Genomic DNA, 12,941 nt, shown 5'->3' with positions numbered 1-12,941 from the left:
TGCACACTCTGCAAGAGTTGCAGGGTGTGCAAATTCTGCGTAGAGTGCAACGCATGGAGAGTCCGGAACAGCGCCGTGAGCGCCGCCGGGCCGAGAAGCGGCAGGCCATCCGGCTGGCCGCGGTGCGGCTGGCGCTCGACGAGGGTCTCGACGCCGTGACCGTCGAGGCCGTCAGCGCAGCGGCCGACATCTCGCCCCGCACGTTCTTCAACTACTTCGCCTCCAAGGAGGAGGCGCTCGTCATGGAGCCGATCTGGCGGCCGGACGACATCGTCGCCATGCTCGCCGACCGTCCGGCCGACGAGCCCGCCTTCCTGTCGCTCAAGACGGTGGCCCGGGAGCTCGCCGTGCGCGTGCGCCCGGTCTGGGACACCATGCAGCCGTTCATGGAGCTCAACAACCGTTACCCCGAGCTGGCCGCCAGGGCGCGCGCCGCCGACCAGACCCAGATCATGGAGACGGTCCTCGGCGCCGTGCGGGCCAGGCCCGGAGTGACCGGCGGCATCCACGCCCGGATGCTGCTCATCACGACGTTCGGCGCGATGATCTCGGCCATCCAGGAGTCGGCGGCCACGGACGAGCCGGTCGAAGAACTGCTCGACGAGGCGTTCGCACTGCTCGAACGCGGACTCTGACACATCCGGAAAGAAAGCGGCGATCGGGGTGGCACCCCCGACCGCCGCGGATTCCTCCTGCCCTCGCGAAAGAAGCAAGGAGACAACTGAATGGTATCGACAATCGCCCAGGAGGCCGCACCGCGGCGCGGCCTCCTGCTCAGCATGGGCTCGCTCCTGCTGTGCCTGTTCCTGGCCGCCGTCGACCAGACGGTGGTGGCCACGGCCACCCCCACCATCGTGGGCGAGCTGAACGGCCTGGAGAACGTGTCGTGGCTGGTCACGGCCTTCTCCCTGACCTCCGGCATCGTCGCGCCCCTCTACGGCAAGCTCAGCGACATGTACGGCCGCCGCCGCCTGTACCTGTCGGCCATCGCCCTGTTCCTCGCCGGCTCGGCCCTGTGCGGGCTCGCCCAGACGATGGCCCAGCTCATCGCCTTCCGCGCCTTCCAGGGCATCGGCGCCGGCGGCCTGATGGTGCTGACCCTGGCGATCTCGGCCGACATCGCCACCCCGCGCGAGCGCGCCAAGTTCCAGGGCCTGTTCGGCGCGGTGATCGGCGTGGCCGCCGTCCTCGGGCCGGTCATCGGCGGCTACCTCACCGAGCACGTCTCCTGGCGCTGGATCTTCTACATCAACCTGCCGCTCGGGGCGGTCGCGCTGGCGGTCGCGTTCGCCGTCCTCCGGCTGCCGCGGCGCACCTCGCCGCACCGGATCGACTGGCCGGGGGCCGCGCTGATCTCCGGGGTGCTGACCTGCCTGACGCTGTTCGCCTCGTGGGGCGGGACGACGTACGCGTGGACCTCGCCGGTCGTCGTCGGGCTGGGCGTGGGGGCGGTCGTGCTGGCGGGGCTGTTCGTGCTGGTGGAGCGGCGGGCGGAGGAGCCGGTGCTGCCGCTCGGGCTGTTCCGCGACCGCACGCTCACGATCGCCACGGCGACCATCGTGCTGATGGCCACCGGGATGGTCGGGGCGGCCACGTTCCTCCCGCTCTACCTGCAACTGGCCGCCGGGGCCAGCGCGTCGAACTCGGGGCTGCTGCTGCTTCCGCTGATGGCGGGCATGATCGCCGCCTCGGCCGTCGCGGGGCGGGTGGTGACCCGGCTGGGGACGTACAAGTGGGTCGTGGTGACCGGAGCGGTGCTGGCGACGGTGGCCGCGTTCCTGTTCTCGACCATGGGGCTGGGGACCGGGGCGGTCACGTCCGGGCTGTACATGGTGCTGTTCGGGGTCGGGCTCGGCATGGTGCTGCAGAACCTGATGCTGGCCGTCCAGGTCAGCGCGCCCGCCGCCGACCGGGGCGCGGCCACGTCGGTGGTGTCCTTCGCCAGGAACGTGGGCGGCGCCGTGGGGGTGGCCGTGCTCGGGGGCGTCTTCAGCGGCAGGCTGGGGCAGGCGGCCCTGGCCTCGGGGGTCGCGGGCGCGGTGCCCGAGTCCGTACGGCCGGCGTTCGCCGAGGCGGTCACCGGGGTCTTCGCGTGGGTCACGCCGGTCATGCTGGTCGGCGTCGTGCTGCTGGCCTGCCTGCCGAACGTGCGCCTGCACCGCGACGCCTGACTCCGTACGACGCGGGCTCCACACGAAATCCCCTAGAGCCCGCTTAGCCCCCCATCTACCGAAATTTCACACCTAAGTTGCATCAGCCGTTGAGTGTCGGGAAGATGCAGATTCTGCGACAGTCGGTGGATGGGGGAGCAATGCGGCGAGTCGCCTCTGGCCTGACGGCGCTGGCCGTCGCCGCCGCGCTGACCGCGTGCTCGGCCGCCGCGGGCGACCGGGCCACCCCAGAGGAGCCCGCGCAGGACGGCCCCACCAGCTCCGCGCAGCCCACGCAGTCCGGCGCGACGTCCCGTACCGGCCAGAACCAGAACCTGGTCTTCTACGCCGACGGCAAGCAGGGCCAGGCCCTGGCGGCCGTCAAGCGCGCCGGCGGCACGGTCGTCGAGGAGGACGGCAAGCTCGGCTACGTGCTCACCCAGGGCGGCGGCGACGGTTTCGCCGAGAGCGTCGGCGCCGACCCGGCCGTCGTCGGCGTCTCGCCCGACCGCCGCGTCATCGGCTCCACCTCCTCCCGCGCCGCCCGCCCCGCGGGCACGGGCTTCCCCGACGCCGGATCCATGGCGGGGAAGGGCCTGGCCCAGGAACCCCTGGCCCACCTGCAGTGGGACATGAAGATGATCGGCGCCGACCGGGCCAACGCCAAGGCCCCCGGCAGCAAGAAGGTGCTGGTCGGCGTCATCGACACCGGCGTCGACGGCAAGCACCCCGACATCGCGCCCAACTTCGACCGCGAGCTGAGCCGCAACTTCGTCACCGACAAGCCCAAGGACGAGCGCGGCGAGACCCTGGACGGCCCCTGCGAGGTCCCCTCCTGCAAGGACCCCGTGGACGAGGACGACGACGGCCACGGCACCCACGTCGCCAGCACCATCGCCTCCCCGATCAACGGCATCGGCATCGCCGGCGTCGCCCCCGACGTGCGGATCGTCAGCATCAGGGCCGGCCAGGACTCCGGCTTCTTCTTCCTCAAGCCCAGCCTCGACGCCCTCACCTACGCCGCCGACATCGGCGTGGACGTCGTCAACATGAGCTACTACGTCGACCCCTGGCTGTTCAACTGCGCAGCCAACCCGGCCGACACCAAGAAGGAGCAGCTCGAACAGCGGGCCGTCGTCGTCGGCATGCAGCGCGCCCTCGACTACGCCCGCGGCAGGGGCGTCACGCTCATCTCCGCCCTCGGCAACGGCTCCACCGACCTCGGGCACCCCACGGCCGACAAGCAGAGCCCCGGCTACCCGCGCGGCGACGAGAAGACCCGCAAGATAGACAACTCGTGCATCAACGTGCCGGCCGAGTCCAAGGGCGTGATCTCGATCTCCGCCGTCGGGCCGTCCGGACGCAAGGCCGTCTACAGCGACTACGGCCTGGAGCAGACCGACCTGGCCGCCCCCGGCGGCGACGCGCTGGACGGCAAGGGCGCGCAGGCCAGCCGGTCGATCCTGGCCGCCGCCCCCGAGCACGTGCTCAAGGCGGGCGGCCGGATCGACGCCTCCGGCAAGCCCAAGGGCGCCGACGTCGTGCGCGACTGCCACAAGGGCACCTGCTCCTACTACCAGTACCTCGACGGCACCTCCATGGCCGCCCCGCACGCCACCGGCGTCGCGGCCATCCTGATCAGCCGGTTCGGCAAGCCCGGCCCCGGCGGCCTGTCCATGGACCCCGCCACCGTCGAGGACCTGCTCTACCGGACCGCGACGCCCGTGGCCTGCCCGACCCCGCGCGCCTACGTCTACAAGGTGTACGGCGAGAACGAGACCCACCAGTGCGAGGGCGACCAGGCCAAGAACGGCTTCTACGGGCACGGCGTCGTGAACGCCTGGAAGGCGGCCACCATAGAGCCATGATGTACCGCCTGCTCGCGGACGCGGTGATGGTGACGCACTTCGCCTTCCTCGCCTACGTGGCCGTGGGCGGGTTCCTGGCCTGGCGGTGGCGGCGGACGATCTACCTTCATCTCGCGGCCGTCGGCTGGGCCGTGGTGACTCTCGTCACTCATGTGGACTGCCCGCTGACCGTCGCCGAGGACTGGGCGCGGCGCAGGGGAGGGCTGCCGGGCCTGCCGCCGAGCGGCTTCGTCGACCATTACATCGAAGGTGTCGTCTACCCTGAACAGTACGCGAACTTGGTACGGCTGGGACTCGCCGTTCTCGTGTTGTTCTCCTACGCCGGGTACGTTCTCCGTCGTCAGTGACTGCCAAGTGGTCTGTACCAATTAAGGTAGGACTCGTGACTCGTCGCGCGAAAATCGTCTGCACCCTAGGCCCAGCCACTTCGTCCAAAGAACGCCTCCACGAGCTGATCTCCGCGGGCATGGACGTGGCACGGTTCAACCTCAGCCATGGCAACCATGACATGCACAGAGAGGTCTACGACCGGGTCCGGGAGGTGGCGGCCGACCTCGGCCGCGGCGTAGGCGTGCTCGCCGACCTGCAGGGCCCCAAGATCCGCGTCGGCACCTTCGAGGAAGGGCCGGTGCGCCTCGGCTTCGGCGACGTCTTCACCATCACCACCGAGGACGTGCCCGGAGACCGCGAGCAGGTCTCGACCACCTACAAGGGCCTGCCCGGCGACGTGCGTCCCGGTGACAAGATCCTGGTCGACGACGGCCGCCTGGTCCTGGAGGCCACCCGCGTCGACGGCGACCGCGTCATCACCCGCGTCGTCATCGGCGGCATGATCTCCAACAACAAGGGCCTCAACCTGCCGGGCGTCAACGTCAGCGCGCCCGCGCTCACCGACAAGGACGAGGCCGACCTGCGCTGGGCGCTGCGCACCGGCTTCGACATGATCGCGCTGTCCTTCGTCCGCCGTCCCTCCGACGCCGACGTCGTGCGCAACATCATGGAGCAGGAGGCCGTCCGCCTGCCGCTGCTCGCCAAGATCGAGAAGCCGCAGGCCGTCGACCGCCTGCCGGAGATCGTCGAGGCCTTCGACGGCATCATGGTCGCCCGCGGCGACCTCGGCGTGGAGCTGCCGCTGGAGCAGGTGCCGATCGTGCAGCGGCGCATCATCGGGCTGTGCCGCGAGAAGGCCCGCCCGGTCATCGTCGCCACCCAGATGCTTGACTCCATGATGAGCGCCCCGCGCCCCACCCGCGCCGAGGCCAGCGACGTCGCCTACGCCGTCATGGACGGCGCCGACGCCGTCATGCTGTCGGGTGAGACGTCGGTCGGCAGCTACCCGATCGAGTCGGTCGCGACGATGGACCGCATCGCCTGCGCCGCCGAGAAGTCGTCCCTGCACGCCACCCACAGCCTGGAGCGCCTGCCGGAGACCACCGGCGGCGCCATCGCCAGGGCCGCGGCCGAGGTCGGCGCGATCGTCGGCGCCAAGGCGCTGATCGCGTTCACCATGTCCGGCGAGACCGCCCGCCGCCTGGCCCGCTACCGCTCGCCGATCCCGCTGCTGGCCTTCACCTCGGCCCCGCACGTGCGCGGGCAGCTGTCGCTGACGTGGGGCGTGGAGACGTTCCACGTGCCGTTCGTGCACCACACCGACGACATGGTGCGGCAGGTGGAGGCGTCACTGCTGTCGCTCGGGCGGCTGGAGAAGGGCGACAAGGTGGTCATCGTGGCCGGCTCGCCTCCCGGCACGCCGGGCAGCACCAACGCGCTGCGGGTGCACACCATCGGCTCCGCGGTCTCCCACGCGAACTGACCCGCCCACGCTCCGCGCAGGCTCGCCCAGGCGGGTGAGCCTTCGCCGGGACGTCCTGTGGGGCCCCCTCCGTGGCACCGGCCGGCGGAGAGGGCCCTGACGGTCAGTGGGCGTGCAGGGCGGCGTTCAGGGTGATGCCCGAACCCGTGCGGGGCAGGGCCTCCACCGCGCCCGACTGCGAGTTGCGGCGCAGCAGGATCCCGTTGGAGCCCGACAGCTCGGCCGCCTTGACCACCGTGCCGTCGGGCAGCGTCACCCGCGTGCCCGCGGTCACGTAGAGGCCCGCCTCCACCACGCAGTCGTCGCCCAGCGAGATGCCGATGCCCGCGTTGGCGCCCAGCAGGCAGCGCTCGCCGATCGAGATGACCTGCTTGCCGCCGCCCGACAGCGTCCCCATGATCGAGGCGCCGCCGCCGACGTCGGAGCCGTCGCCGACCACCACGCCCGCCGAGATGCGCCCCTCGACCATCGAGGTGCCCACCGTGCCGGCGTTGAAGTTCACGAAGCCCTCGTGCATGACGACCGTGCCCGACGCCAGGTGGGCGCCCAGCCGCACCCGGTCGGCGTCGGCGATCCGCACGCCCTCAGGCAGCACGTAGTCGACCATCCGCGGGAACTTGTCCACCCCGTACACCGTCACCACGCCCTTGGCCCGCAGGCGCAGCCGGGTGCGCTCGAAGCCGGGCACCGGGCACGGCCCGAAGTTGGTCCACACCACGTTGGCCAGCAGGCCGAACTGGCCGTCCAGGCTCACGCCGTGCGGCCGGACCAGCCGGTGGGAGAGCAGGTGGAGCCGCAGGTAGACGTCGTGCGCGTCGACCGGCGGCTCGGAGAGCTTGGCGACGCCCGTGCGCACCGCCACCACCTCGACGCCCCGCGCCGCGTCGCGGCCGGTCAGCGCGGCCAGCTCGCCGGCCTCCTCGGCGGAGATCCGCTCGGTGCCCGTCGCGGGCGGCTCGCCCAGCTCGGGAGCCGGGAACCAGGTGTCGAGAACGGTGCCGTCGTCGGCGATGGTGGCGAGGCCGACGCCGAACGCGCCGGTCGAGGTGGGATCGATTGCAGTCACGAGCCAAAAATACCGGGCGCCCGCTCAGCCCAAGGAGCCCAGGTCCGCCGACAGCCACCGCTCGGGCCGCATCCGGAACGTCACCAGGACGTGCAGGTCCGAGCCGTACACGTAGCCCGACACCGCCTCCTGCGGCAGGTAGCGGGCGGCGATGCGGGTCAGCTCGTCGATCGTCGTGGGGTCGGAGCGCACCACCGGGCCCTCGACCGACACGTACCGGTAGGTCGGGCTGACCCGCTGGACCAGCATCGTGAACCGGCCCGCCTTCGCCACCAGCCGCGCCTTGCGCGACTCGCTGTCGGTCAGGAACCTGATCTCGCCGCCGGGGCTGTAGTCGTACCAGACGGGCACGGCCAGTGGCGACCGCCCCGCGCCCGTCTCCACCGCCAGGCTCGCGATGTGCGGCTCGGCCAGGAACGTCTCCCGCTCGGTCACGCTCAACGGCATCCCCCGCCACCCCCGTCTCGTCCGTCGCAACTCGTCACAGAGGACTGTTCCCGGCGAACCGCCCGCGAAATCCCGCCCGGCCGCCGCTCCGGCTCCTTGATCGCGCCGACGCCCTGCACCGGCGAAAACCACTCGCACCGCCGCCGAGGGTGCCGCCATCATCGACAGGTTGGCCACCCGCGGGCCTGCCGGGCCGGCCGGGTGGGTTCTTCGACGATGACGGGACATCGCCTTGGCAGACATCATCGAGCTCAACCGGCGGTCGGTGCGGGCCACCGTCGACCTGGTGAACACGATCAAGCCCGCCGACCTCGACCGGCCGACGCCCTGCGCCGGATGGGCCGTCCGCGACCTGCTGGCACACCAGATCGTGCAGAACCACGGCTTCGCCCTGGCGGCCTCGGGCGCGCGGTCGGAACTGGCGAGCTGGCAACCGCGCCCCCCGGGCGAGGACCACGTGGCCGAGTACGCCGCCTCCGCGCAGGCCGTCGTCGCCGCCTTCGCCGCGGACGGGGTGCTCGACCGGGCCTTCTTCCTGCCCGAGATCCGCGACGGCGGCCCGTTCCCGGCGGCCATGGCGATCGGCTTCCACTTCATCGACTGCGTCGTGCACGCCTGGGACTTCGCCAGGGCGCTCGGTGTGCCGCCCGGCATCGACGACGACCTCGCCGCGGCCGCTCTCCCGCTGGCCGCGCAGGTGCCCGACACACCGGAGTCGCGCGGTTCGGGGAAGGCGTTCCTGCCCGGCGTCGAGCCCGGCGGCGCCGCCACGCCCCTCGACCGCGTGGTCGCCCTCCTCGGCCGCTCGCCCTCCTGGACGCCCTGACCCGGTCAACGTTTTCGGGCCTGCCTGTCGATCCGGCAGTCAGCGGGTGGAGAACGAAAAACCGCCCGGCCTATGAGGGAGCCGGGCGGTCAGGCCGGTGCCCCGGGTGGGATTCGAACCCACACTGTATGGATTTTGAGGCCATCGACTCTGCCGTTGGTCTACCGGGGCGACTTCGTCCGGTTTGTGATCTCGCAGCGTAATGCCCGAGGCCGCACCGGCGTGGATCTAATCTACCGGACGTCTGTACTCTTCTGCTCGTGAGTACGCAGCGGCGAGTAGTGATCGCGGAAGACGAGGCCCTGATCCGCCTCGACCTCAAGGAGATGCTCCAGGAGGACGGTTACGTCGTCGTGGGCGAGGCCGGTGACGGGGAGCAGGCGATCCAGCTCGCCGCCGACCTGCGGCCCGACCTCGTCATCCTCGACGTGAAGATGCCCGTGCTCGACGGCATCTCGGCGGCCGAGCGCATCGTGGCCGACCGGATCGCGCCGTGCCTCATCCTCACCGCCTTCTCCCAGCGTGACCTGGTGGAGCGGGCCCGCGACGCGGGGGCGATGGCCTACCTGGTCAAGCCGTTCACCAAGGCAGATCTGGTGCCGGCGATCGAGATGGCGGTCAGCAGGCACGAGGAGATGGTGGCGCTCAGCGCGGAGGTGTCCAGCCTTTCCGAGCGGCTGGAGACCCGCAAGCTGGTCGAGCGGGCCAAGGGCCAGTTGATGGCCCAGCACGGCTGGACCGAGCCGCAGGCGTTCCGGTGGATCCAGAAGGCGTCGATGGACCGGCGGCTGAGCATGCGGGAGGTTGCTCAGATCGTTATAGACGACGCGGCCGAGCGGGCATGAAAAGCGCCTATATCAGGTGATTTAGCCCCGCGGGTTGTGGCCCGGTCACGACTGGGCATCCAACCGGCTTCGGCTTCTTTCTGCGCAGGCGTCCCGGCGCATGCTGATGGGCGGACGGAAGGTCCGCTCATCTCGAACGGAGACGCTTTCGATGATCCGCATTTCCCGCGCGCTGGCCGTCGCCACAGCGACGAGCCTGGCACTGGCGGCGTGTTCGACCGGCGGCACGACCGCCGGGACGGGCGCCACCGGCGCCGCGTCCGTGAAACCCTCCTCGGCCGCCGCGGTCAAGGGGGACGGCACGCTGACGATCGGCACCGTGCTGCCCCAGACGGGCAATCTCGCGTATCTGGGACCACCCGAGTTCGCCGGGGTCGACCTGGCGCTCAAGGAGATCAACGACGCCGGGGGAGTGCTCGGCAAGCCGGTGGCGAAGATCGACACCGACTCGGGCGACACCACGACCAACATCGCCTCGCAGTCGGTGGACAAACTGCTCGGCCAGAAAGCCGACGCGATCATCGGCGCGGCGTCCTCGTCGGTGTCGGAGTCGATCGTGGACAAGATCACGCGGGCGGGCGTGGTGCAGTTCTCGCCGGCCAACACCTCCGACAAGTTCACCACGATCAACGACCAGGGCCTGTACTTCCGCACGGCGCCGCCGGACAAGCTGCAGGGCCGCGTGCTGGGCGACCTGGTGGCCGCCGACGGCAACGACACGGTCGCCGTCCTGGCCATGCAGGACTCCTACGGCTCCGGCCTGGCCGACCAGGTGACCAGGACGGCCGAGGAGGCCGGCGCGAGCGTGGTCGAGCGGGTCGACTACGACCCCAAGGCGGCCGAGTTCTCCGCGGACGTGGCCAAGGTCAAGGCCAAGAACCCGAAGGCGATCGTGCTGATCGGCTTCGAGGAGACGGCGAAGGTCGTGCAGGAGCTGGTCAAGCAGGGTCTGACGGCCGACAAGGTCAAGTGGTACATGGTGGACGGCAACATGTCGAACTCCAACTACCTCAAGATGCCCAAGGGCACGCTCAAGGGCGTGAAGGGCACGATCCCGGGTGCCGCGGCCCCGGAGGCGTTCCAGAAGCGGCTGCTGACGGTGAACCCGAAGCTGACGAACTACACCTACGCGGCGGAGTCGTACGACGCGACGACCCTGATCGCGCTGGCGGCCGAGGCGGCCAAGGACGACTCGGGCACCGCGCTGGCCCCCAAGCTGATCGAGGTCAGCAAGGGCGGTGAGAAGTGCCAGGACTTCAAGTCGTGCGCCGACCTGCTCAAGGCGGGCAAGGACATCGACTACGACGGCGTGAGCGGCCCGGTGGACTTCAACGACGCCGGTGACCCGTCGGTCGCGACGATCGGCGTCTACCAGTACGACAAGGACAACAAGTACGACGCGGCCAAGGCGCTCGAATATCGCAAGGGCAACATCGCCGGCTAGGCAGTGGCCGCACCCCAACCCGGACAACCCGCCATACAACCACCCCAGTCCCGAAATTTCGGGCTGGGGTGGTTCATATGGAGTCAGGGCCGTAACGCTGATGAAACATGCAATTACAGAGGGTGATTGCGACATTACAAATTAGCATAAAAGTACCCGAAATCCCCACATCTCCCCGTCAAAGAGGCATGCTGAGCTCGGAAAACGCAGCGAGGGAGATCGTTCCCCCGCTGGGAATAAGGGGAGTCTCTTTTATGATCCGCATTGCTCCAGCAGGGCGCTTCCTGGCCGTCGCGGCAGCGGCGAGCCTGGCCCTGACGGCCTGTGGCGGCGGTGGCGACACGGCCGCGCAGCAGACCACGTCCGCGGCGCCGTCCTCGTCGGCCCCGGCCACCCAGACGGAGGCGGCCAAGGGCGACGGCACGCTCACGATCGGCACCGTGCTGCCCCAGACCGGCTCGCTGGCGTTCCTCGGCCCGCCCGAGTTCGCCGGCGTCGACCAGGCCGTCAAGGAGATCAACGACGCGGGCGGCGTGCTCGGCAAGCCGGTCACCAAGGTCCACACGGACTCGGGTGACACCACCACGAACGTGGCCTCGCAGTCGGCGGACAAGCTGATCGCGCAGAAGGCCGACGCCATCATCGGCGCCGCCTCCTCGTCGGTGTCGGAGTCGATCATCGACAAGGTCACCGGTGCCGGCGTGGTGCAGTTCTCGCCCGCCAACACCTCTGACAAGTTCACCACCATCAGTGACCAGGGCCTGTACTTCCGTACCGCGCCCCCGGACAAGCTGCAGGGCCGCGTGCTGGGCGACCTGATCGCCGCGGACGGCAACGACACCATCGGCATCCTGGCCATGCAGGACTCCTACGGCTCCGGCCTGGCCGACCAGGTGACCAAGACCGCCGAGGCGGCCGGCGCCAGCGTCGTGGAGCGCGTGGACTACGACCCCAAGGCGGCCGAGTTCTCCGCGGACGTCGCCAAGATCAAGGCCAAGAACCCGAAGGCGATCGTGCTGATCGGCTTCGAGGAGGGCGCCAAGGTCATCCAGGAGCTGGTCAAGCAGGGCCTGACGGTCGACAAGGTCAAGTGGTACATGGTGGACGGCAACATGTCGAACACCAACTACCTCAAGATGCCCAAGGGCACGCTCAAGGGCGTCAAGGGCACGATCCCCGGCGCCGAGGCTCCGGAGGACTTCCGCAAGAAGCTCCTGGAGATCAACCCCAAGCTCGAGGACTACACCTACGCCGCCGAGTCCTACGACGCCGCCATCCTCATCGCCCTGGCGGCCGAGGCCGCCAAGGACGACAGCGGCAAGTCCATCGCCGCCAAGCTGCCCGAGGTCAGCAAGGGCGGCGAGAAGTGCAAGACCTTCAAGGAGTGCGCCGACCTGCTGAAGGCCGGCAAGGACATCGACTACGACGGCATCAGCGGCCCGATCGAGTTCAACGACGCCGGTGACCCCGCCGTGGCCACGATCGGCGTCTACCAGTACGGCGACGACAACAAGTACGCGCCCAAGGCCCTGGAGTACCGCACGGGCAACATCGAGGGCTGACCCTCACCCGCCGCCCAGGCCGCACACTCGCAACGAGTACTGGATCAACCGGTCCTGCAGCGGCTTGGGCGGCACCACGATCACCACCCGCTCGGGCCCGCCGTCCACGGTGGCCCGCACGGGGAACAGGAACGCCTTCTTGGCCTCGGCGAAGGCGTGCGGGTCGCAGCGGCCGGGGGTGAGCGTCACCGGCACCTCCGTCCGCTGCTGCCCGCTCTCCAGCACGGCCACGGGCCGCCCGCCGGCGTCCGGCGTGATGATGTAGTGCGTGGTGCCGTCGAGCTCGGTCAGCGTCACCTTGCCGGCGCCGCGCCGGGTGACCACCAGCTTGCCCCGCATCTCCTTGCCCACCTGCTTCCAGTCGGGCCCGAACTCGATGCCGGCGGCCTCCTTGATGAGGAATTCCGAGCATTCGTCCCGTAGCAGGCGGGTCAGCAGCGGGCTGGGGTGCGGCACCTTGAAGACCGCCCGGCGCGGCTGCTCGGCGCCGGCGCGGATGTTGGCCACCACGGTGGCGGGCTGGAGCTGCGGCAGGCCCGCGGGCAGGCAGTTGGCCGCGCCGTAGGTGATGCGCAGGTCGGTGCGCTCGGTCCGCTTGATCGTGGCGTCCGTCTTTTCCGGCGGCAGCGTTTTGAACGACGGCGTCACGAGCTGGACGTCGGCGAAATACACGGGTATGCCACTGGTATTACGGACGGCCACCTCCAGCGCGTGCACGGGCTCGTCGGAACGCCATTGCTCCAGCGTGACCGATACGCCGGCGGGAGGATCCGAGGAAGGCGGCGGGGGCGGCGGCGACGAGGCGCACCCGGCAAGAAGGACCGCCGTGACTAGGACTGGCGTAAAACGCTTCACCCGTCGCACATTAAGCCTGCTAGCGCAGGTCCGTAAGTTGAGGACTGATTACGACTCCGCATCCA

The 12,941-nt window shown here is 70.0% G+C and carries 12 protein-coding genes and 1 tRNA gene; 9 read left to right on the top strand and 4 right to left on the bottom strand.

Annotation, left to right across the window (positions count from 1 at the left end):
- The first annotated feature begins 53 nt into the window (after positions 1-53).
- The 5 genes from AB0J46_RS14875 to pyk all read left to right on the top strand — a co-directional run bounded on the left by AB0J46_RS14875 (position 54) and on the right by pyk (position 5,831).
- Positions 54-635: a helix-turn-helix domain-containing protein gene (locus AB0J46_RS14875; protein WP_364331263.1), complete on the top strand. Its 582-nt coding sequence runs from the start codon at positions 54-56 to the stop codon at positions 633-635.
- Between the two features lie 90 nt (positions 636-725).
- The gene (locus AB0J46_RS14870; protein WP_364331260.1) at positions 726-2,171 is read left to right on the top strand and encodes an MDR family MFS transporter; all 1,446 of its coding nucleotides are present in this window, start codon (positions 726-728) and stop codon (positions 2,169-2,171) included.
- Between the two features lie 140 nt (positions 2,172-2,311).
- Entirely contained in the window at positions 2,312-4,018 is a 1,707-nt protein-coding gene (locus AB0J46_RS14865; RefSeq protein ID WP_364331257.1) for a S8 family serine peptidase, read from the top strand.
- Positions 4,015-4,365 (top strand): DUF2784 domain-containing protein, encoded by a 351-nt coding sequence (locus AB0J46_RS14860; protein WP_364331254.1) that lies wholly within the window; start codon positions 4,015-4,017, stop codon positions 4,363-4,365. The genes AB0J46_RS14865 and AB0J46_RS14860 overlap by 4 nt, the downstream gene beginning before the upstream one ends.
- 35 nt (positions 4,366-4,400) lie before the next feature.
- Positions 4,401-5,831, top strand: coding sequence for a pyruvate kinase (pyk, locus tag AB0J46_RS14855; RefSeq protein ID WP_352327603.1), 1,431 nt, complete (start codon positions 4,401-4,403; stop codon positions 5,829-5,831).
- A gap of 103 nt (positions 5,832-5,934) precedes the next feature.
- On the opposite strand, the gene dapD is transcribed toward pyk, so the two are convergent.
- Together dapD and AB0J46_RS14845 are read right to left on the bottom strand one after the other, a co-directional pair.
- Positions 5,935-6,897, bottom strand: a complete 963-nt coding sequence (dapD, locus tag AB0J46_RS14850; RefSeq protein WP_364331251.1) for a 2,3,4,5-tetrahydropyridine-2,6-dicarboxylate N-succinyltransferase — start codon at positions 6,895-6,897, stop codon at positions 5,935-5,937.
- A gap of 24 nt (positions 6,898-6,921) precedes the next feature.
- A complete protein-coding gene (locus AB0J46_RS14845) occupies positions 6,922-7,344 on the bottom strand; it encodes a pyridoxamine 5'-phosphate oxidase family protein (RefSeq protein WP_364331248.1) in 423 nt (140 codons plus the stop codon).
- A gap of 232 nt (positions 7,345-7,576) precedes the next feature.
- On the opposite strand from AB0J46_RS14845, the gene AB0J46_RS14840 reads away from it, so the two are divergent.
- Entirely contained in the window at positions 7,577-8,170 is a 594-nt protein-coding gene (locus tag AB0J46_RS14840) for a TIGR03086 family metal-binding protein (protein WP_364331245.1), read from the top strand.
- A 98-nt stretch (positions 8,171-8,268) separates the two neighbouring features.
- Here AB0J46_RS14840 and AB0J46_RS14835 read toward each other — a convergent pair.
- Positions 8,269-8,341: transfer RNA gene (locus tag AB0J46_RS14835), tRNA-Leu, on the bottom strand.
- A gap of 89 nt (positions 8,342-8,430) precedes the next feature.
- Between AB0J46_RS14835 and AB0J46_RS14830 the strand changes: the two genes are divergently transcribed.
- The 3 genes from AB0J46_RS14830 (at position 8,431) to AB0J46_RS14820 (ending at position 12,021) form a co-directional block, all read left to right on the top strand.
- Positions 8,431-9,015 carry a response regulator gene (locus tag AB0J46_RS14830; RefSeq protein WP_352327599.1) on the top strand — a complete coding sequence of 195 codons (585 nt, stop codon included), beginning with the start codon at positions 8,431-8,433 and terminating at the stop codon, positions 9,013-9,015.
- 151 nt (positions 9,016-9,166) lie between these two features.
- On the top strand, positions 9,167-10,459 hold the full coding sequence (locus AB0J46_RS14825) for an ABC transporter substrate-binding protein (RefSeq protein WP_364331242.1): 1,293 nt from the start codon (positions 9,167-9,169) through the stop codon (positions 10,457-10,459).
- A 254-nt stretch (positions 10,460-10,713) separates the two neighbouring features.
- A complete protein-coding gene (locus AB0J46_RS14820) occupies positions 10,714-12,021 on the top strand; it encodes an ABC transporter substrate-binding protein (RefSeq protein WP_364331239.1) in 1,308 nt (435 codons plus the stop codon).
- 3 nt (positions 12,022-12,024) lie between these two features.
- On the opposite strand, the gene AB0J46_RS14815 is transcribed toward AB0J46_RS14820, so the two are convergent.
- Positions 12,025-12,693, bottom strand: coding sequence for a hypothetical protein (locus tag AB0J46_RS14815; protein ID WP_364331236.1), 669 nt, complete (start codon positions 12,691-12,693; stop codon positions 12,025-12,027).
- Positions 12,694-12,941: the final 248 nt, after the last annotated feature.

The organism is Nonomuraea sp. NPDC049758 (assembly GCF_040674635.1).
Classification (GTDB): domain Bacteria; phylum Actinomycetota; class Actinomycetes; order Streptosporangiales; family Streptosporangiaceae; genus Nonomuraea.
This window is presented reverse-complemented; position numbering and strand designations above follow the sequence as displayed.

What these genes read in the sequence shown, in the direction of transcription:
- AB0J46_RS14875 (WP_364331263.1), top strand. Translation starts at nt 54, where the DNA reads ATGGAGAGTCCGGAACAGCGCCGTGAGCGCCGCCGGGCCGAGAAGCGG.
- AB0J46_RS14845 (WP_364331248.1), bottom strand. Translation starts at nt 7,344, where the DNA reads ATGCCGTTGAGCGTGACCGAGCGGGAGACGTTCCTGGCCGAGCCGCAC.
- AB0J46_RS14825 (WP_364331242.1), top strand. Translation starts at nt 9,167, where the DNA reads ATGATCCGCATTTCCCGCGCGCTGGCCGTCGCCACAGCGACGAGCCTG.
- AB0J46_RS14870 (WP_364331260.1), top strand. Translation starts at nt 726, where the DNA reads ATGGTATCGACAATCGCCCAGGAGGCCGCACCGCGGCGCGGCCTCCTG.
- AB0J46_RS14860 (WP_364331254.1), top strand. Translation starts at nt 4,015, where the DNA reads ATGATGTACCGCCTGCTCGCGGACGCGGTGATGGTGACGCACTTCGCC.
- AB0J46_RS14820 (WP_364331239.1), top strand. Translation starts at nt 10,714, where the DNA reads ATGATCCGCATTGCTCCAGCAGGGCGCTTCCTGGCCGTCGCGGCAGCG.
- AB0J46_RS14865 (WP_364331257.1), top strand. Translation starts at nt 2,312, where the DNA reads ATGCGGCGAGTCGCCTCTGGCCTGACGGCGCTGGCCGTCGCCGCCGCG.